Annotated in this window: 23 protein-coding genes; 13 read left to right on the plus strand and 10 right to left on the minus strand. The window is 34.8% G+C overall.

Translation table 11 applies throughout. The features are described from left to right. The first annotated feature begins 9 nt into the window (after positions 1 to 9). Positions 10 to 642 (plus strand): hypothetical protein, encoded by a 633-nt coding sequence (locus tag ACWA1F_RS05515; RefSeq protein WP_456892274.1) that lies wholly within the window; start codon positions 10 to 12, stop codon positions 640 to 642. Positions 643 to 718: 76 nt separating this feature from the next. Here ACWA1F_RS05515 and rlmH read toward each other — a convergent pair whose 3' ends face one another. From rlmH to ACWA1F_RS05560, 9 genes are all read right to left on the minus strand, one after another. Further along, positions 719 to 1,192, minus strand: a complete 474-nt coding sequence (gene rlmH, locus ACWA1F_RS05520) for a 23S rRNA (pseudouridine(1915)-N(3))-methyltransferase RlmH (RefSeq protein WP_026729408.1) — start codon at positions 1,190 to 1,192, stop codon at positions 719 to 721. A gap of 260 nt (positions 1,193 to 1,452) precedes the next feature. After that, positions 1,453 to 1,755, minus strand: a complete 303-nt coding sequence (locus tag ACWA1F_RS05525; protein ID WP_456892277.1) for an antibiotic biosynthesis monooxygenase family protein — start codon at positions 1,753 to 1,755, stop codon at positions 1,453 to 1,455. Between the two features lie 157 nt (positions 1,756 to 1,912). Continuing rightward, complete coding sequence (locus ACWA1F_RS05530) at positions 1,913 to 3,328, minus strand: adenosine deaminase (protein ID WP_456892279.1); 1,416 nt, start codon at positions 3,326 to 3,328, stop codon at positions 1,913 to 1,915. A 240-nt stretch (positions 3,329 to 3,568) separates the two neighbouring features. Next, positions 3,569 to 3,850, minus strand: a complete 282-nt coding sequence (locus ACWA1F_RS05535) for a GNAT family N-acetyltransferase (protein WP_456892281.1) — start codon at positions 3,848 to 3,850, stop codon at positions 3,569 to 3,571. A gap of 4 nt (positions 3,851 to 3,854) precedes the next feature. Beyond that, entirely contained in the window at positions 3,855 to 4,250 is a 396-nt protein-coding gene (locus ACWA1F_RS05540) for an OsmC family protein (protein ID WP_456892282.1), read from the minus strand. Positions 4,251 to 4,252: 2 nt separating this feature from the next. Beyond that, on the minus strand, positions 4,253 to 5,134 hold the full coding sequence (locus ACWA1F_RS05545) for a pirin family protein (protein ID WP_456892284.1): 882 nt from the start codon (positions 5,132 to 5,134) through the stop codon (positions 4,253 to 4,255). Between the two features lie 166 nt (positions 5,135 to 5,300). Beyond that, positions 5,301 to 5,657, minus strand: a complete 357-nt coding sequence (locus tag ACWA1F_RS05550) for a hypothetical protein (RefSeq protein WP_456892285.1) — start codon at positions 5,655 to 5,657, stop codon at positions 5,301 to 5,303. Positions 5,658 to 5,678: 21 nt separating this feature from the next. Beyond that, a complete protein-coding gene (locus ACWA1F_RS05555; RefSeq protein WP_456892287.1) occupies positions 5,679 to 5,861 on the minus strand; it encodes a hypothetical protein in 183 nt (60 codons plus the stop codon). Positions 5,862 to 5,896: 35 nt separating this feature from the next. Further along, positions 5,897 to 6,778, minus strand: a complete 882-nt coding sequence (locus ACWA1F_RS05560; RefSeq protein ID WP_456892288.1) for a DNA alkylation repair protein — start codon at positions 6,776 to 6,778, stop codon at positions 5,897 to 5,899. 351 nt (positions 6,779 to 7,129) lie between these two features. Here ACWA1F_RS05560 and nadC point away from each other — a divergent pair, with 351 nt between their 5' ends. The 7 genes from nadC to priA all read left to right on the plus strand — a co-directional run bounded on the left by nadC (position 7,130) and on the right by priA (position 13,284). Next, positions 7,130 to 7,987, plus strand: coding sequence for a carboxylating nicotinate-nucleotide diphosphorylase (nadC, locus tag ACWA1F_RS05565; RefSeq protein WP_456892290.1), 858 nt, complete (start codon positions 7,130 to 7,132; stop codon positions 7,985 to 7,987). 96 nt (positions 7,988 to 8,083) lie between these two features. Then, positions 8,084 to 9,007, plus strand: coding sequence for a YihY/virulence factor BrkB family protein (locus ACWA1F_RS05570; RefSeq protein ID WP_456892292.1), 924 nt, complete (start codon positions 8,084 to 8,086; stop codon positions 9,005 to 9,007). A 1-nt stretch (position 9,008) separates the two neighbouring features. Further along, complete coding sequence (locus ACWA1F_RS05575; protein ID WP_306157650.1) at positions 9,009 to 9,437, plus strand: DUF2147 domain-containing protein; 429 nt, start codon at positions 9,009 to 9,011, stop codon at positions 9,435 to 9,437. Between the two features lie 10 nt (positions 9,438 to 9,447). After that, a complete protein-coding gene (bla-B1-FLAV, locus tag ACWA1F_RS05580) occupies positions 9,448 to 10,191 on the plus strand; it encodes a subclass B1 metallo-beta-lactamase (protein WP_456892294.1) in 744 nt (247 codons plus the stop codon). Positions 10,192 to 10,233: 42 nt separating this feature from the next. Beyond that, positions 10,234 to 10,470: a hypothetical protein gene (locus ACWA1F_RS05585; RefSeq protein ID WP_306157654.1), complete on the plus strand. Its 237-nt coding sequence runs from the start codon at positions 10,234 to 10,236 to the stop codon at positions 10,468 to 10,470. Further along, on the plus strand, positions 10,470 to 10,778 hold the full coding sequence (locus ACWA1F_RS05590; protein ID WP_456892296.1) for a PIN domain-containing protein: 309 nt from the start codon (positions 10,470 to 10,472) through the stop codon (positions 10,776 to 10,778). Before ACWA1F_RS05585 ends, ACWA1F_RS05590 begins: the two co-directional genes overlap by 1 nt. A gap of 55 nt (positions 10,779 to 10,833) precedes the next feature. Then, positions 10,834 to 13,284, plus strand: coding sequence for a replication restart helicase PriA (gene priA / locus ACWA1F_RS05595; protein WP_456892298.1), 2,451 nt, complete (start codon positions 10,834 to 10,836; stop codon positions 13,282 to 13,284). Positions 13,285 to 13,293: 9 nt separating this feature from the next. Here the strand turns inward: priA and ACWA1F_RS05600 are convergent, their stop codons facing one another. Further along, positions 13,294 to 13,992 carry a LytR/AlgR family response regulator transcription factor gene (locus tag ACWA1F_RS05600; protein ID WP_008463025.1) on the minus strand — a complete coding sequence of 233 codons (699 nt, stop codon included), beginning with the start codon at positions 13,990 to 13,992 and terminating at the stop codon, positions 13,294 to 13,296. A gap of 179 nt (positions 13,993 to 14,171) precedes the next feature. Here ACWA1F_RS05600 and rpsF point away from each other — a divergent pair, with 179 nt between their 5' ends. The 5 genes from rpsF to ACWA1F_RS05625 all read left to right on the plus strand — a co-directional run bounded on the left by rpsF (position 14,172) and on the right by ACWA1F_RS05625 (position 26,772). After that, positions 14,172 to 14,513, plus strand: a complete 342-nt coding sequence (rpsF, locus tag ACWA1F_RS05605) for a 30S ribosomal protein S6 (protein ID WP_026729424.1) — start codon at positions 14,172 to 14,174, stop codon at positions 14,511 to 14,513. Positions 14,514 to 14,518: 5 nt separating this feature from the next. Continuing rightward, positions 14,519 to 14,815: a 30S ribosomal protein S18 gene (gene rpsR, locus ACWA1F_RS05610; RefSeq protein WP_002987043.1), complete on the plus strand. Its 297-nt coding sequence runs from the start codon at positions 14,519 to 14,521 to the stop codon at positions 14,813 to 14,815. Between the two features lie 70 nt (positions 14,816 to 14,885). Next, entirely contained in the window at positions 14,886 to 15,326 is a 441-nt protein-coding gene (rplI, locus tag ACWA1F_RS05615) for a 50S ribosomal protein L9 (RefSeq protein WP_306157689.1), read from the plus strand. Positions 15,327 to 15,445: 119 nt separating this feature from the next. Further along, entirely contained in the window at positions 15,446 to 15,919 is a 474-nt protein-coding gene (locus tag ACWA1F_RS05620) for a DUF6495 family protein (RefSeq protein ID WP_456892305.1), read from the plus strand. A gap of 1,172 nt (positions 15,920 to 17,091) precedes the next feature. Then, positions 17,092 to 26,772 carry an Ig-like domain-containing protein gene (locus tag ACWA1F_RS05625; protein WP_456892307.1) on the plus strand — a complete coding sequence of 3,227 codons (9,681 nt, stop codon included), beginning with the start codon at positions 17,092 to 17,094 and terminating at the stop codon, positions 26,770 to 26,772. Positions 26,773 to 26,804 lie beyond the last annotated feature (32 nt).

The following is a 26,804-nucleotide window of genomic DNA, read 5'->3' on the forward strand; positions in this document are numbered from 1 at the left end:
AAAATAATTATGAAATACTTCAGTTTACTTGTAATTTGCCTATTATTCTCCTGCGGAAAAAAACAAGATGTTTTATTGCCAAAATCAAACTTGACCATTGTAAAAGACGTTCAGGATCATTCGCCAATTTATATTTTCTTTAAAAAAGAAGGAAATGATACAATTGCCGATTTGAATCGAAAAAGTGCTATCATTTCGACAAACTGGATTTTTAATATCGATAAACGTTTGCCTTTGAAATTGGTAATGCCGCATGTAATTAAAATGCAGGAAAAGAAAAGAGCCGATAGCGCGCACAAAAACGAAAATGCTGAAAACTATTATTCGTATGCCGATTCTGTAGGAAAGAATTTAGCTTTTTTTCCTTTCACGAAAGTGTATTATAAAATGGAAAAACCTACAGCAGGAAGTTTTGTGGTTTACTTAAAAAAAGGAGACGGGCAGGTTTTTATCGGAAATAAGAAAGTTTTAATATCACAAATATTGCCCTATTTTTTTAGTTTAAAGTTTGAACAAGTACCAGATTTGGTATTCTTATTTGATAAAGAAATGAGTTATCAAGAATATATGAAGTATAAAATTGTACTTCATAAATACGTGACTTTCAACCTAGATAAACTTCCAGTAGAATTTGTTTATTAGTCTTTAGTCCCTAGTACTTAGTGGTTGGCTCTTAGTTTTCTAGGGACTAAGGACTAAGTAACTAAGTGCTAAAAAACTATTGGTGATGATAAGGCTCATTTCGTAAAATCGTAAATCCGCGGTACAATTGTTCGATAAAGAATAAACGAACCATTTGATGTGAAAACGTCATTAGCGAAAGCGAAACTTTTCCCTGCGCTTTTTTGTAAACCGTTTCAGAAAATCCGTATGGGCCGCCAATTACGAAAACCAGTGTTTTGACACCCGAATTCATTTTCTTTTGCAATTCTTCTGAAAAGCCGACGCTCGAGAAGTTTTTTCCATTTTCATCCAATAAAATCAGCTGATCAGTTGCTGAGAGTTTCGACAAAATCAATTCGCCCTCTTTTTCTTTCTGCTGACTTTCCGACAAGTTTTTTACGTTTTTGATGTCCGGAATAATTTCCAGATCAAATTTGATATAAAAAGACAAACGCTTGGTATAATCGTCAATCAAAGTTTGAAGCGATTTATTGTCTGTTTTGCCTATAGCTATGAGTTTGATATTCATTGTGTTTTTTTTTAGCCACGGATTCACATTTTTTTTAGCCACAAATTTCACAAATTAACACAAATTAAATCTGCCTAATCTGCAAAATCTGCGGGAGACTTTTTTAGCCACAGATTAAAAGGGATTTAAAAGGATTTTTTTTGTCACGAATTCCGCAAATTAATTTACTCAAAAAGTGGAATAAAAATTAGTGCAAATTTGTGAAATTCGTGGCAACTTTTAAAAATCCTTTAATCTGTATAATCTGTGGCAAAAGAAAACTATTTTGTATTCTCAAAAATCGTTTCAAAATGTTCTACAATTGGAAATGGATCGTAATAATGATGTAAAATTTTCTTCCATTCCAAATACGCTTCAGATGTTCTAAAACCAACCGTATGATCTTCCAGCGTATTCCAATCGACTAACAAAAGATATTTGTTTTCTACTTCCAAACATTTTTCCAAACGATGTCCTAAATATCCATTAATTGAAGAAATATATTGGCTTGCTTTTGCAAAATCAACTTCAAATTGAGAAGCTAATTCTGGTTTAACGAAAAGAAATGCGGCTTCTAAAATCATATTTGTTGGTTAAATTTATCTGCTAAATCCGCTAAATCTGCGGGAGAATTTTTAAGTTCTCGCAGATTTAGCAGATCGAGCAGATTTTGTTTTTGTTTAAAAAAATCAGCGATTATCAGCTTAAATCTGTATAATCTGCGTGAAACATTTTTGCCCTTTAATTTTTAGAAAATTTAGCTTCAAAAGTTTTAAAACGATTATCCAAATCTTTAAGTAATTGCTTTTTAACAGAATCATCTTGAATAAAGCTGAAATTAATGCTGTTGTAAACATATTTTTTAATCGTTTCGTAATTTACATCAGGATATCTTTTGGCTAGCAAAACATATTGTTCGGTCATATTCGTTCTTAAAATTCCCGCATCGTCTGTACTGATTACAATAGGAACGTTGAACTCTTTGTAAAGCGTAAATGGATGTCTGTTTTCTTTTACTTTTAAAATGAATTCGTTGCTCGCTAAATTGATTTCAATCGGAATATTATTTTTAGACATATATTTTAGCAAATCGTATGAGTTTGCTTCGTAAGCGATATCAACTCCATGTCCAATTCGGTTTGCGCCTGCTACATAAATTGCATCGTTAATGTGCCACGTTAATTCTTCTGGCTGAACCAAACCTAAAGTCAACTCGCCTGCGTGCAAAGTATATTTTACCTCAGGAAATTTAGAATGGCAGTATTTAAACATGACCATGTGAAGCCAATAATCTTTCATTGAATTTTCTCCGTGTTCTGGAGAAACAATGTTTACACCCGCAGTTAGTTTGCTTTCGCTTGACGAAATAAAAGCAATTGTCAGATTTTTAAACAAATCGACTGGTTCCATAAAACGCAATACAAAGTTTTGATAACGCATGGTGAATTTTTCGTCATCCATTTTCAAATCTTTATGCAGTTTTGCTAAAAAATTGTTGTTGAAATCTTCAGCGTATTTTTTAGCTTCTTTTTTCTGAAGTGCTTTATACAAATCATCTAAAAGTTTTAGAACCGTTTTTTCATCCTTTTGATTGGCTGCTTCACGTAATTTTGCATTGAAATCGGCTAAATCAGAAACATTCATATCGCACGGAATTGTAGATAATTGTGTTTCTATGTAACTTACATTTTCGGCAATTGCGCGCTTTTTAAGTTCTAACATTCCTTCTGCAAAATGAGCTTGAATGGTAGGTTCAAATTTCATGAAAGAATCAAAAAACAAATCATCAGAAGGTACAGAACCATTATAATCCTTAATAGACCAAGTTTGCATGATTTGCTGTTGATAATAGTCTAATTTACCTTGATTTTTTAGAGAAGAAAATTTTTCCCAAGTTCCATTTGAAGGTTTTGTTTTAGAAACTCCCAACGTTTCCAGATTTAAATAAAAGTCTTCTGCAATAGCTCTTTCTAAAAGTGGTTCTGCATAGACGGATCCTGAAAAATGGTGGTGTAAATCGCCTCCTTTTGGCATTTGCTGAAAGAAAGCAGTAAGGAGCGCTTCATTATTTCTGATTTTTTCTAAATAACCCCCAGCCGATTGAGAAAAGCCGATTTGAGCTATAAAAATGCAGAAAAGTGTAATTATTCTTGTCATACTCTAAGATTAAATTACGCGCAAATATACGAGTTTCTAAGGAGATTTGAAAATTCAATTTCTTTGTGTGGATTTTTTAACCGCAAAGGGCGCAAGGTTTTGTTATCAACTAGACTTATTATAAACGCAAAGTTCGCAAAGCTTTGTCTAAAAACTTTGCGAACCTTGCGTAATTCTTTGTGTGCTTTGCGGTTAAAAAAAACTTAGAATCTTAGCATCTCAAAACCTTAGTGACTTAGATCAAGAAAGTACATCACGAATTTCTTCAACCTTATCAAAAACACTTTTTGCAAATGGACAAAGTGGAATAATTTTTATGTCATTTGCTCTGGCATAATCTACCGCTGCCATAACTAGTTTTTTGCCGACACCTTTGCCGTTAAATTCTGGGCTAACTTCGGTATGATCGATGATGAATTTGTCGTTTCCCGCCCAAGTGTAAGTCATTTGTCCAGCTTGTTGGCCGTCTTCAAGAGCTTCAAAATAGCCTTTTTTTGTATCGTTTATCTGTTGAATTTCCATGATTTTAAAATAATGTAGTTTTAATTTCGATTGAATGCGTTAATGTTTTATGAATCGGGCAGCTGTTAGCAATCGTTTCTAGCCTTTGTCTCTGAGTTTCGTCAACTTCTCCAATTACTTCTATTTTTCTGGTGAAAACCGATACACTTCGTTCTGAATCTCGTTCAAAATCAATTTTCACATTTATTTCCTCAACGTTCCATTGTTTACGGTTAATGTACATTCGCAACGTAATTACGGTACAAGAAGCTAAAGAAGCAGCCAAAAGTTCAGTCGGATTTAAACCTAAGTTTTTACCGCCCAGTTCTTGTGGTTCATCAGAAATTAAAACATTGTCAGATGCTGATTTTATTTCGGTGCGATACAAACGCGTATCTATTTTTGCTGATACTGTATCCATAATTATTTGATTCTTGGTTCAGGTAACGGAACAAACTCAGTTTCGCCTGGTACTTTTGGGAAAGTCTGTGCAGTCCAGTCTCTTTTTGCTTTTTCGATTAATTCTTTATCAGAAGAAACAAAGTTCCAAAAAATGAAATGTTCTTCAGGAAATGGCTGGCCTCCAAAAATATAAACCGTAGAATTTGCCGTAATTTCGAATTCACAAAGTGTGCTGTCGTTTGTAATTAGAATTTGTTTCGGATCGTAAACATGCTCACCGCTTTTGATACTTCCTTCCAAAATGTACAATCCGCTTTCGCCAAATAAATCTTTTCCGATATTGATTTTCTGTGTTGTTGGACTTTTGATTTCAATAAAATACAGCGGACTATAAACGGGAACTGGAGATTTTCTGCCAAATGCTTCACCTGCAATCAATTTATATGAAACGCCGTCATCTTCCCAAGCTGGAATATCCTCTGCTTCAACATGCGTAAAATTCGGATCCATTTGTTCTAATTCCTTCGGAAGTGCTACCCAAATCTGTAATCCGTGAAGCATTTTATCTGAATGTCTTAAATATTCAGGCGTTCTTTCAGAATGAACGATTCCTTTTCCGGCTGTCATCCAGTTTACGGCGCCAGGTTTTATTTCGAGTTCAGTTCCTAAACTGTCTCGGTGCATAATGCTTCCTTCAAACAAAAAAGTAAGCGTTGAAAGTCCGATATGCGGGTGTGGCGGAACATCCATGTTTTCGTGGTCACTTAAATGCGCCGGTCCCATGTGGTCGATAAAAACAAATGGCCCAACGGCTCTTTTTTCGCGGAAAGGCAATAATCTGCCTACCATAAAATTGCCAATATTGGCAGCACGTTCTTCGATAATTAAACTGATATTTGACATGTGGTATTATTTGATTTGAAAACAAAATTACAGCACCGATACTTGTCTGTAACTTAATTTAGATTAAGAAAAGTTGTTTTTGATTTATAAAAATAACGAAAATCGCTGACTATGTTTTAATTTAGAAAGACAAGATTTTTAAAATTAGGTATTTAAGGTGATTGAGTTACTTGATTTCTTCGATTTTAGTATATAAGAATACTTTTCCGGGTTTTGGATTTCCTTTAGTAGAAAAGTTTCTTGGAATTCCAAGATCCTTTTTGAAATATCCTTTTAGACGTAATTTTAGAGGCAAAGTTTTTCCATCCCAAATTTTATCGGCATCCAATATTTTGTTATTTGCCCTTTCCAAATAAATGTTTTTTGTGTTTTTTTGATTTTCTATCTTCCATTGAGCACAAGGACAGTCTATGGCGGAGTAAGAAAGAATTAAAACTTCTTCTTTTTTAGTCTGAAAACTAAGAATAGATGTTAGAAAAACTAAACAAAAACTAATATTGATAATTGATTTCTTTATTTCCATAAACAGATTCATTAAGAGATATTATTTAATCAATTCAAACTCCAAAACTTCACTTTCTGTTCCATTAATAATAATCGACAATTGATGGATTCCCGTATGAAAAACACGAGTTGTAATTAATTTAAAAGACTGGTTTCTTTCAATTTTGGTTAATTGGTTCGGATGATAGATTTTCTCACTGATTTTAAATACTTTTTTCGCCAAATGCCCTTTTGCTTTTTTGTAATGAACAGCATATTCTAAACGAACCGTTTTGCTTCTTCATTTTTATTATTTAAGTAAAAATGAAACTGCAGATAATCTCCAATTTTTACTTTAGGCGTTTTAATTTCGAAAGAAGAAAGTTCAATATTCGTGCTTTCCAGACCATAATGGCTTAAAATCTCCGGATGACCTTGTTTCAGTAAAGTTCGGCAGCCATGTTTGATAATTCCGTCGGTTTCTTTGGTATGACCTTTCCATCTTTTTGCGATTTCCAAAACAATTTCAGGATTATCTTTTACAATATCATTTAAATTGTTGGCAACGCTTCTGCGAACATATTCTGACGGATCATTTTTTAGATTTTCTAAAATAGGAAGAATTGAAGAAGGATCTTTTTTCAGAAAAGGAATCGCCATCGCCCAGGGTAATCTTGGTCGAGAACCTTCGCTTGCTAATCTGCGTACATGATGATTTTCGTGCAGAGACCATTTTATCATTTCCTCGATCATTTTTTCTTTATATTTTAAAATGAAAGGACGAACCGCAAATTCACAGCTTATAAATTGCGTTATAGAAACAAAGGCTTTGGCTGAGGTTTCAAAATCGTCTAATCCATACATTTCGATATAATCGGCAAAGAAAATGAATGCCAGATTGCTATCTGCAAAATTGTTTTTTCTGAGATTTTCAATGATTTTATCGATTAAAGCTGTAGCTTCAAAAAAGTTTTGTGGCATAAACTGATGAAAAACAACAGTCGTGTGTTTCATTCTTTCTTTCCATTCTTTTTGAGCAAAATCACCTTCATAAATCGTTTCAATAAATTTTTGTTTATCGAATGAAGGATGGACTTCGGCGACAGCCTGACCAAATTTTTCGTAAAAAGAAACCGAGTAAATATCTTTAATTAATCCCATAAATTTTGCTTGATTGAACCTCAAAGATATTTAATGTTTTGAATTGTTTTGGCAGATTTTGCTTGAAAAATTTAAACACATAGAAACATAGATTTTTTAATTGCCATATTGAGGATTTTAGAAAAAATCTAGATTTTCACACATAGACAATGCGTTACGCTATGTGAATTGATGCAAGTGAAACGCCTTTTTTAAAGTTTCAATAACTATGTTTCTATGCGTTTAGAAAAATATACGTTTTACTCACGGTTAAAAATCAAAAAAATAAGTTAATAAGAAACTTTTCGCAGAAAGGAAACTTTTAAATCGATAAAATATGTCCTAATTTAGCATATTATTAAAAATAGAAAAATGATAAGCGAAGCCCAATTTCAAGCAGAATTACAACTTTTAATAAGCAATGCCATTAGAGAAGATGTTGGCCCAGGCGATTATAGTTCGCTTGCCTGCATTCCTGATACAGCACACGGTCAGGCAAAATTATTGGTGAAAGACCAAGGAATAATTGCCGGCGTTGAGCTTGCTAAAATGATATTTGAACATGTAGATCCAAAACTAAAAGTGAAAACTTTTATTGAAGATGGAACGCACGTAGAATATGGCGAAGTTGTTTTTGAAGTTTCGGGAAGTTCGCAATCTATTTTGAAAGCTGAAAGAGTGGTTTTGAATACCATGCAGAGAATGTCTGCTATTGCTACAAAAACAAGCCATTTGATGCAACTTTTAGAAGGTACAAATGCTAAAATTTTAGATACACGTAAAACTACTCCAAATTTTAGAGTGGCAGAAAAATGGGCTGTAAAAATTGGAGGAGGAGAAAATCATCGTTATGCTTTGTACGATATGATTATGTTGAAAGACAATCATATTGATTTTGCTGGAGGTATTACGCGTGCGATTTCTAAAACTAAGGAATATTTAAAAGAAAATAATCTTGATCTTAAAATTATCGTTGAAGCCCGCAGTTTGGACGAAATCAGAGAGATTTTACAAAGCGATGGCGTTCACAGGATTTTAATTGATAACTTTAATTACGAAGATACCAAAACAGCTGTTGCGTTAATTGGTACAAAATGTCAAACCGAATCATCAGGAAATATCAACGAAAAAACAATCCGAGAATATGCTTTGTGTGGCGTAAATTATATTTCGTCTGGCGCTTTGACTCATTCTGTTTATAATATGGATTTGAGTTTGAAAGCTTTTTAATGAGGTATGAATTTTGAATTATAAGTTATGAGTTAAATTGAACTTAAAGAATGGTTTAATCTAAAATCATAACTCTAAAATCTAAAATCAAAAAATATGTCGAAAGAGATAGAGGTTCGGATTGAAAAATTGCCCGTTGTGCGCTCTTTAGCCCGACTTTTAAAGAAAGTAAAACTTCCGTGGTTGGAAGGTTTTTCGCTGTATGATTTACTTGAAATGTATACTTTAGGAATTCTTGAAGGTGCTTTTTCGTATCATGCGAGTGCAGTTTCTTTTAGTTTTTTCATGGCATTGTTTCCTTTTGCGCTTTTTATCTTAAACTTAATTCCGTTTATTCCGATAGACAATTTTCAAGACGATTTTTTACTATTTGTACAGCAAAGCGTTCCGCCAAATACGTATGATGCCATTAGTAAAATTATCAGCGATATTTTAAATAATAGTCACTCGGGTTTATTATCTTCTGGATTTTTGCTTTCGATTTTTTTAATGGCAAATGGAATTAACGGAATCTTGAGTGGTTTCGAATCCTCTAAACACGTATTTGATAAACGCGGATTTTTCAGCCAATATCTTGTTGCGCTCGCTATTTCTCTAGTAATGACCGTTATTTTGTTTGTTACGGTGGCGACAATTGTAGTTTTTGAGGTTTTTATTCAGAAAACAATTATTCAGGATGTGCTGAGTGATCGAATTCCGCTGATTATTTTGGGTCGATATTTGTTTGTTATTTTAATGATTTTGATAACATCTTCAATATTATTGCGTTATGGTACAAAACAGTATAATAAAGTGCCTTTTATAAGCATTGGTTCTGTTTTTACAACGATCTTAATTGTTATATCTTCGTTCTTTTTTGGGATTTGGGTTATAAAATTTTCAAAATATAACGAACTTTATGGTTCGATTGGGACATTATTAATTCTAATGTTTTATATTTGGATAAACTGTATGATTCTGCTTTTAGGGTTCGAATTGAACGCTTCTATCAGAAAATTAAAACAAAAAAAAGAAAAATAATATGAAAAATTTGATGCTAACTATCGGAGTGTTCTTCTTTGCCTTAACCATGCAAAGCCAAAGTGTAATTGGAAAATGGAAAACAATTGACGATGCTACAGGTGAAGCGAAATCAATCGTAGAGATTTACGAGAAATCAGGAAAAGTTTACGGCAAGGTGGTGGATATTCTTCGTGACAGTCATAAAAAAGACGTTTGTGCAAAATGTGACGGAGCTGAAAAAAACAAACCAATTTTAGGAATGGTGATTATAAATGGACTTAAAAAAGACGGTTCTGAATATAATGGAGGAACAATTTTAGATCCTACAAGCGGAAAAAAATACAAATGTTACATCACTTTAGAGTCTGCTGATAAATTAAAACTTCGTGGTTATGTTGGAGTTTCCATAATGGGAAGAACACAATATTGGACGAGAGTAAAAAACTAATTAAAACCTAATGCGAAAATTAGCTTCGATAATTTTATTCTTAGTTATAGTTTCAAACAGCTTTGGACAATCTAAGAATTCGCCATTACAAATAAGTCATCTTACGGGTGACTTTTATGTTTATAAGACTTTTAATGATTACAAAGGCGTAAAGATTTCTGCCAATGCCATGTATGTAGTTACAGATAAAGGTGCCGTACTGTTTGATGCTCCGTGGGATAAAACGCAGTTTCAGCCTTTATTGGATAGTATTAAGAAAAAACACAATAAAAATGTTGTAATGGTTTTTGCAACTCATTCGCATGATGATCGCGCTGGCGGATTGGATTTTTATAGAAAAAAAGGAATTAAAACTTATTCGGGTAAATTAACAGACGAAATTCTTAAAAATAAGAAAGAGCCAAGAGCTGAGTTTGTAATTCCTAATGATACCGTTTTTACGGTTGGACAATATAAATTTGAGATGTATTATCCTGGTAAAGGCCATGCGCCAGATAATATTGTGGCTTGGTTCGGAAAAGAGAAAATTCTTTATGGCGGATGTTTTATAAAAAGTGCAGAAGCTAAAGATTTGGGTTATTTAGGTGACGCCGATGTTAAAGAATGGGAGAAATCTATTATAAAAGTTCAATCGAAATTTAAAAATCCGAAATATGTAATTCCGGGACATGATGGCGGAACTACCAACAAGTCGATAAGCCAAACATTGAGGCTGGTTCAGGATTATCTCAGTAAAATACAAAAAGAAAAATAGCTTATTTTTGCGTATATTTGGAACAATATAAAGAGAGATAAAATGACTGTAACGGATAAACATATACTTGAATCGTATTCAAATTTGTTTGAAGGGCTTAGTTTTTCGAATAAAATTGAACTTATAGAACGACTTACAAAATCAATAAAAAGTAATAAAGGCAAAGAGAACAATTTTTATAAATCTTTTGGTGCATTTGCTTCAGAAAAAAATGCTGAAGATATTGTGTCTGAAATTAAAGCGAACAGGAGTTTTAAAGATAAGGAGATTGATTTTTAATGGCATATTTATTAGATACTAGTACGTGTGTTTTCTTTCTTAGAGGAAAACTTAATCTTGATAAAAAAATTCAAGAAGTTGGATTAGAGAATTGCTATATTTCTGAAATTCCAATTTTTGGATCTATAAAAAGGTACGCAATAGAGAAGGTTAGGCTTAGAAAAATTGGTAAGCCAATGAATGATGAATTTGATCTTTTGATTGGTGTAACAGCGATCGAAAATCAATTGATTTTAGTTACTGATAATACTAAAGATTTTAAGCTTTTAAATGGAATTCAAATGGAGAATTGGTTTGAAAGAAATTAAAAACTAAAGAAAAAGCTGTTCACATTTATCCTTCACCTCTCTTATAATTTCCTCCATGCATTTCATCGAAGTCATTTTACCGCTTTCTCTAGCGAAGACATTTACATACCGAGTTTCTGAGGCTGAATTTTATTTCATTAAAAAAGGAATGCGCGTAGCTGTGCCCTTTGGTAAAAGTAAAATTTATACAGGCCTTGTTTTGGATGTTCATGAAAATGCTCCAACTTTATATGAAGCCAAAGAAATTCATCAGATTTTAGATGAACAGCCAATTGCGACCGAGATTCAGATTCAACACTGGCTTTGGATAGCCAGTTATTATATGTGCGGTATTGGAGATGTTTATCGAGGTGCATTTCCAAGTGGATTGTTGTTGGAAAGCGAAACCATTATTTCGCATAAACCTGATGTTGTAGTAAATGACAGCGAACTTTCTGATGATGAATTTTTAATTTACGAGGCTTTGCATCATCAGAGTTCTTTAAAGGTTCAGGAAATTGCTTCGATTTTAAATAGAAAAAATATACTTCCGATTCTGCAAAAGCTGATTGCAAAGGATATCATTTTTTTGGATGAAGAAATAAAAGAAACTTACAAACCAAAACTGGTTCGATATGTAAAATTACATTCCAAATACGAATCTGATAGTGGTTTGGAAGAATTACTGACGGTATTGAAAAATGCTACTAAACAAAAAGAAATTGTTTTGTCTTATTTTCAAATTAGCGCCACAGAAAAAAAAACAATTACCGTAAAAAAACTTATAGAAGTCTCAAATGCAGGATCGGCAGCGGTAAAATCTTTAATAGAAAAAGAAATATTTGAGGAGTATTATCTGCAGCACGATCGTGTTACTTTTAATGGCGAAAAATCAGAAAAAGAACTTCAGTTAAGTGAAGCGCAACACAATGCTTTTTCTGCAATTAAAAATAGCTTTTTAGAAAAAGAAGTCTGTCTTCTTCATGGTGTAACTTCGAGTGGAAAAACAGAAATTTATATTAAACTTATTGAGGAACATCTGCAAACAGGAAAGCAGGTTTTGTATTTGCTTCCAGAAATTGCACTTACCACTCAATTGGTTTCGAGACTGCGTCTTCATTTTGGTGATAAAGTAGCTGTTTTTCATTCCAAATATAGCAATAACGAAAGAGTTGAGGTTTGGAGGCAAACACTCGAAAATTCGCCCAAAGCGCAAATTGTAATAGGAGCGAGATCGGCTTTGTTTTTGCCTTTTAACGATTTAGGATTATTGATTGTTGACGAAGAGCACGAACAGACTTTTAAACAGACAGATCCAGCACCTAGATACCATGCAAGAGACGCGGCAATTGTTTTGGCTAATTTTCATAAAGCTAAAGTGTTGTTGGGTTCGGCAACGCCAAGTATTGAAACTTATTTTAATACCCAAAATGATAAATACGGACTGGTTACGCTTACGGAACGTTATAAAAATGTCCGTTTGCCTGAAGTGATTTTGGTTGATATAAAAGACAAGCATTTCAGAAAAAGAATGACAGGACATTTTAGCGATCTTTTAATTGAAGAAATTGCTGAATCGCTGTTGTTGGGTGAGCAGGTTATTTTGTTTCAAAACAGAAGAGGATATTCGCCTGTAATTGAATGTATGACTTGTGGGCATGTTCCGCATTGTCAGCAGTGCGATGTGAGTTTGACTTATCACAAACATAAAAATCAGCTTAGATGCCATTATTGCGGGTATTCGATTGCGAAACCTACCAATTGCCATAACTGTTCTAGTATTGATTTAACGACCAAAGGATTTGGAACCGAGCAGATAGAGCAGGAGTTGTCAACACTTTTTCCGAAAGCAAAAACGGCTAGAATGGATCAGGATACTACCCGCGGAAAATTTGGTTTTGAAAAAATAATTGATACGTTTAAGAATCGTGAAATAGATATTCTGGTTGGTACACAAATGCTTGCGAAAGGGCTAGATTTTGATAATGTTGGTCTGGTCGGAATTATGAATGCTGATAATATGCTTCATCATCCAGATTTTAGAGCCTTTGAACGCAGTTTTCAAATGATGACGCAAGTTGCTGGAAGAGCGGGAAGATCAGAAAAACAAGGAAAAGTGGTTATTCAGACTTATAATCCTAATCATAATACTATTCAGCAGGTTACAGACCATAATTATATAGGTATGTATAAAGAACAGTTGTATGACAGGCAGATTTATAGATATCCGCCTTATTTCAGGATTATAAAGCTTACGCTAAAGCACAAAGATTTTGATAAATTGAAAGAAGGAGCTATGTGGCTGTATCAGGTTTTGAGCCAAAATTTAGGAATGCCAGTTTTGGGTCCCGAAGAGCCCGCTATAAGCAGAATACGAAATGAGTACATCAGAACGATTTTAATTAAGATTCCGCACAATCTTCATTTGGGCAATACAAAAAAAACTATTCAGAAAATGCTGAATAGTTTTGAAGCTGTGGCTCAATACAGAGCTATAAAAGTTGTGATTAATGTAGATTTTTATTAAAACAGCAAATTAAGAAGAAGTAGAAAGTGCTTTTACAAGATCTTCTTTTTTGTTGCGGCTTAAAGGTATTTTGGTGATGCCAATTTCAGCAAATTTGCTGTTAAAGCGCTCAACCTTATCTATATTAATAATGTATGATTTATGAACGCGGATAAATTTGTCTTTCGATAAATCATTTTCAAAAGATTTCATTGTAGAAAGAACCAGATTGCTGTCGTCTTCTGTAACTACTCTAACGTAATCTCCAAAAGCTTCAATCCATTTTATTTTTGAAGTGAAGATTTTAAGTTTTTTAAGATTACTTTTGATGAATATATGTTCGCCTTCTTCTTCTTTGATATCTTTTTTTAGCAAATGCATGTCGATTGCTCTTTTTACAGAAGCATTAAAACGGTCAACTGCAATTGGTTTTTGAAGATAGTCGGTAGCGTCGTAGTCGAAAGCCTTTAAAGCATATTCGGCTTTAGAGGTGATAAATATAATTTGTGGTTTTGATTTTAATCCGTCAAGAAAATCAAAGCCATTAATAACAGGCATTTCTATATCAAGAAATATTAAGTCAATATTATTTAATGAGATACAACTTTTTGCTTCAATAGCATTAGAAAAATCCCCTATTAAATGCAAGCCTGGGTGATTATTTACCAATTTGGCAATAATTGTCCTTTGTATAGAACTATCATCTACAACAACACAGTTTAGTTTCATAACATTTAAATTTAGAATAAATTCAGGATAGCAGTAGTAAATGTATTATTTTTTTGCAAAAAAAACTAAGGTTGGGGTATATTTTTTTGTATTATGACGAATAAAAGGAAAAAAATGTTGTGGATGTAAATTAAATGCTTACTTTTGCACCCAATTTTAACAAATAAAATTTATTATTTATGAATCATTATGAAACTGTTTTCATTTTAAATCCCGTTTTATCTGAGGTTCAGGTGAAGGAAACAGTAACGAAATTTGAAGAATTTCTTACTAGTAGAGGAGCTGAAATGGTATCGAAAGAGGATTGGGGTCTTAAAAAAATGGCTTACGAAATCCAAAACAAAAAAAGTGGTTTTTACCATTTATTCGAATTCAAAGTAGCTGGAGAAGTTCTTGTAGCTTTTGAAACTGAATTCAGACGTGACGAAAGAGTTATGCGTTTCTTAACTGTAAGTTTAGACAAACATGCTATTTCATGGGCGGAAAGAAGAAGAGCTAAATTAAAATCTACTAAAGCGTAATTATTATGTCTACAATCGAGCAATCTGCAAAAGGAAAAAAAGACGGAGATATCAGATATTTAACGCCTTTAAACATTGAAACTAACAAAACTAAAAAGTATTGCCGTTTCAAAAAATCAGGAATCAAATACATCGATTATAAAGATGCTGATTTCTTATTGAAATTCGTTAACGAGCAAGGAAAAATTCTTCCTCGTCGTTTAACTGGAACTTCATTAAAATACCAAAGAAAAGTTTCTGTAGCTGTAAAAAGAGCTCGTCACTTAGCTTTAATGCCATACGTGGCCGATTTATTAAAATAGTATATTAAAAAAATAGTTGTTGGTTTCCGGTTAAATGGAACCTAACTTCTGAAATATAAAGGACAACAACATGGAAATTATTTTAAAACAAGACGTACAGAACTTAGGATTTAAAGATGATGTAGTATCTGTAAAACCTGGTTACGGTCGTAACTTTTTAATTCCTCAAGGTTTTGCTACTTTAGCAACTCCTTCTGCTAAAAAAGTTTTAGCTGAAAACCTAAAACAAAGAGCACACAAAGAAGCTAAAGTTGTTGCTGATGCTAAAGCATTAGCTGAAACTTTAAAAGCTCTTGAAATTAAACTTACTGCAAAAGCTGGTGGAGAGAAACTTTTTGGTTCTATCACTAACATCGATATCGCTGAAGCTTTAGAGAAATCTGGTAATGCTATCGATAGAAAATTCATCACTAGCGGTGTTGTAAAACGTACTGGTAAATACAATGCTACAATTCGTTTACACAGAGATGTAATCGTTGACTTGCCATACGAAATTGTTGCTGAAAAGTAATAGTTTTAAAAACAATATAAAAATCCCGATGCAAATCGGGATTTTTTTTTATAATAAAAATAATTAGTCTTTGGGTTAAAGCGTATGGCTTATAACTTAAAGCGTAAAGCATAAAAAAGATGAAATACGCAAGATTAACAAAAGAACAGTTTGACGAATTGCATGCTGAATTTGCAAGTTTTTTGGCTACACAAGCAATAGATAGAAAAGAGTGGGAAGAACTAAAGATTAATAAACCGGAAGTTGCAGAACAGGAATTGGATGTTTTTTCAGATTTAATTTGGGAAGGCGTATTAACTAGAGCAGAGTATCTGGAGCATTTTTCTAAAAATCATATATTTTTATTTCATTGTTTTGATACTTACATTCAGTCGATTGTTTTAAAATCGTTTTCTCCAGAAGTTGATTTTTTAACCAAAGAAGGGCTTCAGTGGCTTAGTGATAATATGTTCACAGAAAATATAGAAATGAAAGTAGGGAAGAAAGTATTTACTGATGAACGAAATTCTTCAATTTTTGAATTGATTAAACAGGGCGCTTTTTTAAGTGATGGACAATTATTTAGTCAAATTAATCAAATTTTAGAATCTTAGAATAAATTATAATGTTTTAATGAAAGCGGGCAATTAGTTAAATAATTGCCCGCTTTTTTTTGTTTTTAACTTTTGTTTAATCTTTATTGAAATTTTGAACACGTATTTCTACTTGTTTTTTAAAAATTCGTCAAACTTTTAAGATTTTAAATTTTATAGGAAAAAAATAAGTGCTTTTGGTCTATATTACGGATAATTTTGTAGACTATTTTATTTAAAATGTAAGATTATACTTTATTTCAATCGATTTAACATATTTTGTTTAATATTTTGTTTAATTTAAAATTAGCAGGATAATTATGTTAAAAGTACCGTTTTTTCTGATGTTTTAGTGTACTGTTAATTTGCTAAATGAAGTTTTAAGAATAAATTATAAGAATTTTAGGCTTGTTTTATGTTTTTGTATTTCTTAATTTTAGATAACAAAAGTTAAACAAAGTTTTTCTTTTGGTTTTCAAAAACATATTGGTTAAGAAATATTCGCCATGTTGTTAAGATTGAAAATTGAAAAATTATACAATAACTTAATAAGTCTGCGTATGGAATTGACAATTACTTTCTTTATCAAAATTACTTTAATTGTACATTTTATTTTAGCTCTATTTTTTAACCTATTAGACTTCTTTTATCTGAACGATAATTTTAATCGTTTTAAGATATCTAATTTTATTTCAAAAGGTCCGCATTTTAGTTTGCTGTCTTATAGTTACCCCATTTGGCGAGTCGATTATAAGGAGCAATAATTTTATTGAATATAAATAGATTCAGAATCAGCCTTATCAGCATGATTATTTTAGGAAGACTAATCAACTTTCTTTAAAAAATGAATCAACCTATATAAAAAGAATCCCCAGTTCTACTTTCAACTAAAAATTTTCATTTATGAAAATTAGACCTGCAGCAAATCACTCCTCTAGGAAAACTGATCACAATCGTTTTTCCTCAAAAAAAGCGGAACTCATTTTATCTCTAGGAGATAAGATTTGTTCTCCGGTATGTTTCGGTATACCGAATTCAACATAATTTTTTTAAGAAAACAGAGTTTGCCAGCTTATTTATAAGTTGCTAGCTTATGTTTTAACTGTTTGATTTTTAATTGATTGTTTAATTGCGTAGGTGCTTGCACTTACTGCGAGAGGTGTTTTATTGTCCATTTTCTAATCTTCCAAATTATGAAAAAAAAATTTACTTTTTGTAATCTCAACCCTCAATTGAGATTATTAGGACTTTTAACTTTATTCCTGATATGCACTAATGCATTCTCTCAAACTATTTGTAGACCTGTGTCTCAGACAAATAGTACGGGAGGAGGGCTTGTGTGTTTAGGAGTAGGTGTTACTAGTCCTGCCAATGCTTACGATAGTGCTGGCTTATCCACTTATGCAACCTTGACAAATGGTATTGCAATTGCTGGATGTTTTGCAGAAGAAACAATGACTTTAAATCAAACGGCTCGAGCCGGTGACCAAGTTGCAATATACTTTGGTACGGGCAACGGTTTACTTGATTTAACGTTATTGTCAAATGCTACGGTTCAAGCTAAAAATTCTGGGGTCAATGTAGGTTCCAGCGTGGCTTTAAACAATCCGCTTTTGAATTTAAATTTGTTAAGCGGTAATACTGTAGCTGTTGCAAAATTTCCTATTACGGGTGATACCAACCAAATTCAAATTCAGGTTGGTGGTGGTCTGCTAAGTCTTTTGGCGACAGTTAGAATTTATGACATTAGGTTGGAGTTTGCTCAACCAACGGTATCTGGCGGTTTATCTCAAACAGTTTGTGCTGGAGTTCCAACCACTCTTACAGCAACACCAGCTGCAGGGACTTCGCTTGCGTGGTATAGTTCTGAATTTTCTACCACAGCTTTGGCGACAGGAAATACGTATACAACTCCTGCCTTAACAGCAAATACAACCTATTATATAGGAATAACTAGAGCAGCAGGGTGCGAAGGAAATGTTCGTGTGCCTGTTGTTTTAAATGTTTCAAACCCTGTTGCACCTGCTTATAGTAATGTAGGGACTGTAGTTTGTTCTACTGGGCCAACGCAACAGACTACATTATCTTTAGTAAATCCTGTTCCTGGGACAACATATACTTGGTATAATGGCGCTAATACTGCGGTAGCAACAGGAACTTCCTACTCTCCGACAGTAGCTTTAGGAACAACTCCTTTTTCTGTAGAGGCTTCTATCGGAAGCTGTATTAGTCCTACTAGAGCTCAAATTAATGTTGTTTCTACAGCAGTTCCTGCTAATCCGACAGTTCTTACTCAAAGTGTAACAATTCAATCGGGTCAGAATGCAACTTTAAATGCAAGTTCTGAAGCTGGCACACAATTAAACTGGTTCGAAGTTGCGACTGGCGGAACGGCCGTTGCAACGAATACAGCAACTTTTACTACACCAATATTAACAGCTACGAAAACCTATTACGTTGAAGCGCAAAGTGCGAACGGGAATTGTGTTAGTGCATCAAGAGTGCCTGTTACGGTAACGGTTCAGCCAGCAGCTTTAGGCGGATGTCTAGAAGCTAGCAGTCAGGTTACTTCTCAAGTTGGTATTTGTTTGTTGTGTAGTGTTACAAATCCAAACAATTCTGTAGATGGTAATCCTGCTACAGCAGCAAGACTTACTACTCCTGTTAATGTATTAGGTTCGGTACAACAAACTTTGCAATTTACTAATCCAGGAAAAGCTGGAGATGTTGTTGAAGTCGATTTAGAATTGCCAGGAGGTTTGGCAGATGTACAATTATTAAGCGTAGTTAGTTTAGCTACCTATAATGGTACAACTTATAATAATGATAGAGTTGCGATTAATAATCCTCTTATAACTTTACAGTTATTAAGTGGAACTAGATATAGAGCAACTGTTACAGCTGGAGCGAATTTTGACCGTGTTGAAGTTCGTTTAGGCGGTGTGGCAGGTCTTTTAACTAATTTAGATATTTATCAGGCAACTTATAGATATAAAATTCCAGATGTTACAGGCAATAAAACTATTTGCAGTGGAGCAACAACAACATTAACCGCTGTTCTTGCTGTGGGTGAAACAGTTAATTGGTATAGTGCTGCTACAGGCGGTTCACCTTTAGTATCTACAGCTGCATTTACAACACCAGCTTTAACAGCACCAACTACTTATTATATAGAGGTGACGAGAAATGGATGTGTAAACAGTGTACGATATCCGGTTGATATTTTAATTGATAACCCTGTTTTACCAACTATTACAGCAGTTCCTACCAATATTTGTAGCGGACAGTCAACAACCTTAACAGTTGATGCTCCAGTTGCTGGTACTGATTATAATTGGTATGATGCGGCTACAGGAGGAAATTTAGTATTTACAGGTAATTCTTTCACAACTCCTACATTAACTGTTAATACAAGTTATTTTGTAGAATCAGCTATAGGAAGCTGTGTAACGCCAACACGTCAAGCAGTAAATCTGATTGTAAATCCGATACCAGCTACTCCGACATTTACATCCTCTAATGTAATTATTCAGTCTGGTCAAAATGCTACTTTAACGGTTGCAAATCCAGTTGCTGGTGTACGATACAATTGGTATAGTGCAGCAACAGCAGGTACGCTTTTAGCAACGAATGTTACCTCATACACAACTCCAATATTATCAAGCAATCAAACTTATTATGTAGAAGCTTCTAATATAGGTACTGATTGCGCTAATACCACAAGAGGAGCGGTTTCGGTTACTGTAATAGCTAGTGCGAGTACATGTTTACAAGCTAATTCTCAGATACCATCGAATGATGGTGTGCTATGTGTTTTATGTACACCTACTAATCCAAATAATGCGGTTGATGGTAATATCAATACTTTTTCTCAGCTTAGTGTTCCAGTTGGTGTTGGAGCCTACCTACAACAGCAATTGATTTTCGCAAATCCAGGTTTGGCAGGAGATATCATCGATGTTGATTTAGAAGTTCCAGGAGGACTTTTAGATCTAGGGGCATTATCTAATGTTACTCTTGCAACTTATAATGGAGCGACCTATAATAATGACAGAACAGCAATAAATGGTGGTTTGCTGAACATTCAGTTATTATCTGGAAATAAATTTAAAGCTAGTTTTACTGCGACAGCAGCGTTTGATCGTATAGAAGTACGATTAGGAGGCGTTGCTACTTTATTGAGCAATTTATATATTTATCAGGCAGCTTATAGATATCCAAATGCTACAATTACTGGAGCTGCAGCACCAATCTGTGCAGGGCAAACAGCAACTTTGTCAGCTTCTTCAACTGGAGGAGAAACTTTTGCATGGTACGATTCTCCAACTGGGGGAGCCATTGCTAGTGTAGCTCCTACAGCTGCTTTAACAGCTACTACCACATATTATTTAGAAGCAACTCGTGCAGGCTGTATTAACAGTTTACGTCAGGCAGTGACAGTAAATGTTTTACCAATTCCAACTGCTGGAGACATTGCAATTACAAGTCCAGTAGAAGCTACTTGTGCGGGAACCGCTGTTTTAACTCCATCTTCTGCTATAGCGGGTGTAACATTTAAATATTATGAAAATCCAAATAGAACAGGAGAAATTGTAGATGGAAGTGTGATTGGTGGCGTAACATTTGCAAAAGATGCTAATGGTGTACTTACTATTTCTGGCTTAACTACTGGAACTTATAATTATTATATATCTGCTTTGAATGGAGGTACTTGTGAAAATGCAGCCGGAGATTTAAAGCAAGTAACGGTTAATTTCCCTTCAGTAACTCCTTTAACGGTTATTGCAACTCCATTACAAGCGTGTGGAAGTGCTAATTTAGTAAATGCAATCACCAATTTTGATTCATCAGGAGATACTACTTATACATTTTATAATTCGTCAAATGCGGTAATTACAGCAGATCAGGCGGCTAATATAACAGTAAGTGGCGTTTATTCTATAGAAGCGCAAAGTACAACAAGTACTTGTCCGTCAGCTAGACAGTCTGTAACAGTGTCGATTAATGCATTGCCAACTTTAGATGTGATTAATCCACAGGAATCTGTAAATGTTGGAACTAATGTCGTGTTAGATGCTACGTCTACAGGAACTGTAACATGGTTTAATTCTCAAGGTGTTGCAATTGCAGGACCTCCATTTACGACTGGTCCGTTGAATATTCCAGGAGTTTATACTTATACAGCAGTTGCAACTATTGGAACTTGTACTACTACAGCAACTAAGATAATCAACGTGATAGATCTTACAAGCTGCCAGAATTTAACACAACGAGTTTATGCAACAGCTCAAACGGAAGGTTCTATAATTACTGGAGGTGTTTCAGACGACGCAAATGCAGTTGATGGAAATCCTCAGACATTCTCAACAATTAATACAGGTATCGGACTTTTAGGTGTTGGTACAACATGGCAGAATTTAACTTGGCCTACTGTTATCGCCAAAGGTACTCCTGTAACCGTTAAATTAGGTTCTGAATATAGTTTATTGGCTGTTGGTCAGAATTTATCAGTAATTGGAACAAGAAATGGAGCTCTTATTGGCTCAGCGCAGCCTGTGTCTGGTTCATTGTTGAACTTAATTTCAGGTGATAATTCTTATGAGTTTACTTTTGTTCCTTCAGATGCTTCTGGACCACAAGATTATGATGGTATTCGCGTTGTATCGTCTTCATTGGTAAGTGTAGCACAAAATGTAAAAGTATTTGATGCTCATTATAATCAAGCAGTTACAACAGTAAATTGTACGCCAGGAGATATTCAGGATATTTTTTATGGCGCAACAGATTTAGGCTTGCCAATTGGTGCTGTAACTGCAGCTGTAGGGGTGAGTGACGCTTGGAATGTTGCAGATAATGATGTGACTACTTTTGCAACGATGTATAGCGGAGTAAGTGCTTTAGCATCTGCAGATTTAACAGTACAATTTAAAACACCTTCTGTTCTTAGTGATACATTAAGAATTGTAGTTTCTAAACCAGCTACTCTTTTAACTGTTAATTTGCTTACAGGATTTTCTGTTCAACGTTATTTAGGAAATGTAGCAGTTGGTGCTCCAATTGAAAATACAAGCCAATTATTAAGTATAAAATTATTGCCAGGAAATTCTTTGGCAATGGTATTGGTATCTTCTCCAACAGAAATTTATGATAGAGTTAGGATTCGTTTAGGAGGAGTGGTTGGAGTATTAGATTTCTTAAGAGTCCATACGGTAGAAAGAACTGCCAACACAACAGTAATTGGAGCTGATCCTCAGAACAAAATTACGGTCTGTCCGGGTACCGATATTACACTCCAAATTCCTGAAATCGCTTGTTCAACTTATATTTGGTACGATGCAGAAACAGGAGGAAATGCAGTTGCCACTGGACCTACTTTTACAGTGCCAGATAATTTAGCAGCAGGTATTTACAAATATTATGTACAGCCAGTACGTTATGGATGTCAAAATTACGCAAGAGGAGAAGTTACTGTCGAAGTACGAGCTTCTGCTCCAGTAAATGCTTTAGCAGATATTACTTTAAACGGAGGAACTGCAACTTCAGTTTGTTCAGCTTCTGGATCTGTAACTTTAGCAACAGGTTTAACAGGAACACCAGTTTTAACAAATCCTGTTTATCATTGGTATAGTTTTGATGGAACAACAGCTCAGTTAATTCCAGGTGAAACAACAAGTCAATTAATTGTAAACGGATTAGCTCCGGGTACTTATACTTATTTTGTTGGAGTGAGCTCTGATGAGCTTTGTGAAACTGCAGCAGCAGACAGAAAGCAAATTACATTCACTCTTTTGCCTCCTTCAGCAGTAAATGATATTTTAGTAGATGATGTTACGGTTTGCGATGGTGTGCCAGCATCATTAACTCCAACGGCACCTACATTAACAACTCCAGTATTTACTTGGTATTTAGATGCTAATAAAACACAGCCAATAACAAACGGAGCTGTAATAGCAGGAGTTACTTATGCGATAGATGCAGCTGGTGTTTTAACTGCTACAGGTTTAACTAAAGCCGTAAGTCCGATAACGTATTATGTTGCTGTTTCAAGCACTAATACTTGTGAAAATTTAGCAGGAACATTACAAGATGCAGTAATTATTGTTAGCGATCCAAATACGCCAACTACTACAGATACGACTCAAGATTTCTGTTTATCTGCTGCACCAACAGTTGCAAACATTCAAGTAAACGAAAGCAATGTAGTTTGGTATGATGCTCCTACAGGAGGAAATATAATTGCTTCAACGACGCCATTGGCTAACGGAATTTACTATGGATCTGCAACCGATGCAGTTACTAGCTGTGGAAGCTCAGTAAGATTGGCAGTTACAGTTACAGTAAACGATCCAGGAACTCCAACATTAGTAACAGCAGGAACACAAAACTTCTGTTTGGTTAACGCACCGACTTTTGCTAGTATTCAGTTTAATGAAGCTAATATTGTATGGTATACAGCTTTAACAGGAGGAACAGCAATTCCATCTACTACAGCTTTAACAACAGGACAATACTTTGCAGCAATCTCAGATCCAACAACAGGTTGCGAAAGCAATACAAGATTAACAGTTGATGTTATTGTAAACGATCCAGGAACTCCAACATTAGTGACGGCAGGAACGCAAAACTTCTGTTTGGAAGATGCGCCAACATTTGCAAGCATTCAAACAAATGAAGCAAACATTGTTTGGTATACAGCTTTAACAGGCGGAACAGCGATTCCATCAACAACAGCTTTAACATCAGGACAATATTTTGCAGCAATTTCAGATACAGCAACAGGCTGTGAAAGCGCTACAAGATTAACAGTTGACGTAATTGTCAATGACCCTGGAACACCAACTTTAGTAACAGCAGGAACACAAAACTTCTGTACGGTTAATGCTCCGACATTTGCTAGCATTCAGACAAATGAAACTAACATTGTATGGTATACAGCTTTAACTGGAGGAACAGTAATTGCGCCAACAACAGTTTTAACAACTGGGACATATTATGCTGCTATAGCTGATGCTGTGACAGGATGCGAAAGTGCTTCAAGATTAACAGTTGATGTAATTGTAAGTGATCCGGGAACTCCAACTTTAGTTACAGCAGGAACACAAAACTTCTGTACAGTTAATGCACCAACATTTGCAAGCATTCAGACAAATGAAGCAAACATTGTTTGGTATACAGCTTTAACAGGCGGAACAGCAATTCCATCTACTACAGCACTTACAACAGGACAATATTTTGCAGCAATTTCAGATCCGACGACAGGATGTGAAAGCAATACAAGATTAACAGTTGATGTAATTGTAAATGATCCTGGAACTCCAACATTGGTAACAGCAGGAACACAAACTTTCTGTAAAGAAGATTTGCCAACATTTGCAAGCATCCAGACTACTCCATCAGCTAATATTGTATGGTATACAGCTGCAACTGGCGGAACAGCAATTGATCCAACAACAGATTTAACGTCAGGCCAATATTTTGCGGCAATTTCAGATACAGCTACTGGATGTGAAAGCGCTACAAGATTAACAGTTGATGTAATTGTAAATGATCCGGGAGCTCCAACATTAGTGACAGCGGGAACACAAACTTTCTGTACGGTTAATGCTCCAACATTTGCAAGCATTCAGACAAATGAATCTAACATTGTATGGTATACAGCTGCAACAGGAGGAACAGTAATTGCTTCAACAACAGCTTTAACATCAGGCCAATATTTTGCAGCGATCTCAGATCCGGTAACAGGCTGTGAAAGTGCTACAAGACTGCCAGTCGATGTGATTGTAAATGATCCAGGAACACCAACTTTAGTAACAGCAGGAACACAAAACTTCTGTACAGTTAATGCGCCTACATTTGCAAGTGTTCAGTTTAATGAAGCTAATATTGTTTGGTACACAGCTTTAACAGGCGGAACTGCAATTCCATCTACTACAGCTTTAACTAGCGGTACATATTATGCAGCTATCAGTGATCCAGCAACAGGATGTGAAAGCGCAAATAGAGCAGAGGTGGTAATAAGCGTTACAGATCCAACGACTCCAACAACAACTGCAACAGCACAGACTTTCTGTTCAGGAACAAACCCAACAGTTGCTAATATTCAAGTGAATGAAAGTAATGTCGTTTGGTATACCGCACAAACAGGTGGAACGGCTTTAGCTGCGACAGCTGCATTAACAACAGCAACTTATTATGGAGCAATTCAAGATCCAGCAACGGGCTGTGAAAGCAGTGTAAGATTACAAGTAGCGGTTACAGTTGGTAATACTATAAACCCAACTACAAATAATGCAGCTCAAAGTTTCTGCTCTGCAAACGCACCAACATTTGCTAATATTCAAGTAAATGAAGGAAACGTAACCTGGTATACTGCTGCTACAGGCGGTACAGCAATTGCATCAACAACAGCATTAACTTCTGGAGTATATTTCGGAAATATAATTGATGCTGCAACAGGCTGTGAAAGTTCAACTCGTTTGCAAGTAACAGTTACAGTAGCAGATCCAGCTGCGACACCAACTACAAATAATGCAACTCAGAATTTCTGTACATTAAATTCACCAACGATTGCCAATATTCAAGTAAACGAAGCAAATGTGGTTTGGTACACTACAGCTACAGGAGGAACAGCTATTCCTTCAACAACAGCTCTTACAACAGGCACTTATTATGGTGCAGTTTCTAGTGCAGTTGGATGTGAGAATCCAGTGAGATTGGCTGTAGTTGTAAATGTAAATTCACCAAGTGTTATTACAACGACAAGAACTAACCAGACATTCTGTTTATCAGCTTTACCAACATTGGCTAGCATTTTGGTGAACGAAGCAAATGTAGTTTGGTATGCGTCTGCAACTGGCGGAACACCATTGGCAAATAATACTCCGCTTACTGCAACTACTTATTATGCTGCTGCTTTAGCAAATACTACAAATGGATGTGATAACGGACCGAGATTAGGAATTACAATTTCATTCGAAAATGATGCTGCAGTTCAATTAGCAACTACAGATGATACTCCTTGTGTATTCAAAGGTGTAACCTATTCAATTGCAAATGGTAAATCTAATTATGTATGGACGATTAACGGAGGAACAATTGTTTCTGGCGGTGGAACAAGCGACGGTTCTGTAACAGTTTCTTGGTCAGACATTGGACCAGGAACAGTAACTGTAGCTTATGTTAATAATTGTGACGAAAGAACAATTAAAACTCTAAATGTTACAGTAGCAAGCTGTTCAGATTTAACGATCACTCATGAGGTTGATAATCCAACTCCGAATTTTGGAGATCAGGTAACATTTACCATTACAGTAAACAATGTTGGTGAAGGAGATTTCATAAACACTATTGTCAGCGAATTGCTTCCTAGCGGTTTACAGTACGTAAGTTCTTCTGCAAATTCAGGAACATACGATCCAGCAACACAGCTTTGGACAATACCATCACTTCCTGCAGGTCAGAGTGTAGTATTAACAATTGTTGCAGAGGTGTTATCAGGTGGTACTTATACAAGTGTCGCAACTGTTGAAACTTCAACGCCTTTAGATGTTGATGCATCAAACAATTCAGCTTCAGTAACATTAGAACCAATTTGTCTAACGGTTTACAATGAGTTTACTCCAAACAATGACGGTAAAAACGATTTGTTCAGAATTGACTGTATTGAGTCTTATCCAAACAATGAACTGAAAGTGTTTAACAGATATGGAGCATTAGTATATAGTAAAGCAAACTATGAAAATGATTGGAACGGTACTGCAAATGTATCCGGAGTTGTTAATAGAGGAGATATGCTGCCAACAGGTACTTATTTTTATGTGATAACCATTGGAGATGGAACGGTTAAAAAAGGCTGGTTGTCTATTATGAGATAATCCACTTCTATTAATCTAATTAATTAAACTAA

The organism is Flavobacterium erigeronis, assembly GCF_054075165.1.

What these genes read in the sequence shown, in the direction of transcription:
- ACWA1F_RS05515 (WP_456892274.1), top strand. Translation starts at nt 10, where the DNA reads ATGAAATACTTCAGTTTACTTGTAATTTGCCTATTATTCTCCTGCGGA.
- rlmH (WP_026729408.1), bottom strand. Translation starts at nt 1,192, where the DNA reads ATGAATATCAAACTCATAGCTATAGGCAAAACAGACAATAAATCGCTT.
- ACWA1F_RS05525 (WP_456892277.1), bottom strand. Translation starts at nt 1,755, where the DNA reads ATGATTTTAGAAGCCGCATTTCTTTTCGTTAAACCAGAATTAGCTTCT.
- ACWA1F_RS05530 (WP_456892279.1), bottom strand. Translation starts at nt 3,328, where the DNA reads ATGACAAGAATAATTACACTTTTCTGCATTTTTATAGCTCAAATCGGC.
- ACWA1F_RS05535 (WP_456892281.1), bottom strand. Translation starts at nt 3,850, where the DNA reads ATGGAAATTCAACAGATAAACGATACAAAAAAAGGCTATTTTGAAGCT.
- ACWA1F_RS05540 (WP_456892282.1), bottom strand. Translation starts at nt 4,250, where the DNA reads ATGGATACAGTATCAGCAAAAATAGATACGCGTTTGTATCGCACCGAA.
- ACWA1F_RS05545 (WP_456892284.1), bottom strand. Translation starts at nt 5,134, where the DNA reads ATGTCAAATATCAGTTTAATTATCGAAGAACGTGCTGCCAATATTGGC.
- ACWA1F_RS05550 (WP_456892285.1), bottom strand. Translation starts at nt 5,657, where the DNA reads ATGGAAATAAAGAAATCAATTATCAATATTAGTTTTTGTTTAGTTTTT.
- ACWA1F_RS05560 (WP_456892288.1), bottom strand. Translation starts at nt 6,778, where the DNA reads ATGGGATTAATTAAAGATATTTACTCGGTTTCTTTTTACGAAAAATTT.
- nadC (WP_456892290.1), top strand. Translation starts at nt 7,130, where the DNA reads ATGATAAGCGAAGCCCAATTTCAAGCAGAATTACAACTTTTAATAAGC.
- ACWA1F_RS05570 (WP_456892292.1), top strand. Translation starts at nt 8,084, where the DNA reads ATGTCGAAAGAGATAGAGGTTCGGATTGAAAAATTGCCCGTTGTGCGC.
- ACWA1F_RS05575 (WP_306157650.1), top strand. Translation starts at nt 9,009, where the DNA reads ATGAAAAATTTGATGCTAACTATCGGAGTGTTCTTCTTTGCCTTAACC.
- bla-B1-FLAV (WP_456892294.1), top strand. Translation starts at nt 9,448, where the DNA reads ATGCGAAAATTAGCTTCGATAATTTTATTCTTAGTTATAGTTTCAAAC.
- ACWA1F_RS05585 (WP_306157654.1), top strand. Translation starts at nt 10,234, where the DNA reads ATGACTGTAACGGATAAACATATACTTGAATCGTATTCAAATTTGTTT.
- ACWA1F_RS05590 (WP_456892296.1), top strand. Translation starts at nt 10,470, where the DNA reads ATGGCATATTTATTAGATACTAGTACGTGTGTTTTCTTTCTTAGAGGA.
- priA (WP_456892298.1), top strand. Translation starts at nt 10,834, where the DNA reads ATGCATTTCATCGAAGTCATTTTACCGCTTTCTCTAGCGAAGACATTT.
- ACWA1F_RS05600 (WP_008463025.1), bottom strand. Translation starts at nt 13,992, where the DNA reads ATGAAACTAAACTGTGTTGTTGTAGATGATAGTTCTATACAAAGGACA.
- rpsF (WP_026729424.1), top strand. Translation starts at nt 14,172, where the DNA reads ATGAATCATTATGAAACTGTTTTCATTTTAAATCCCGTTTTATCTGAG.
- rpsR (WP_002987043.1), top strand. Translation starts at nt 14,519, where the DNA reads ATGTCTACAATCGAGCAATCTGCAAAAGGAAAAAAAGACGGAGATATC.
- rplI (WP_306157689.1), top strand. Translation starts at nt 14,886, where the DNA reads ATGGAAATTATTTTAAAACAAGACGTACAGAACTTAGGATTTAAAGAT.
- ACWA1F_RS05620 (WP_456892305.1), top strand. Translation starts at nt 15,446, where the DNA reads ATGAAATACGCAAGATTAACAAAAGAACAGTTTGACGAATTGCATGCT.
- ACWA1F_RS05625 (WP_456892307.1), top strand. Translation starts at nt 17,092, where the DNA reads ATGAAAAAAAAATTTACTTTTTGTAATCTCAACCCTCAATTGAGATTA.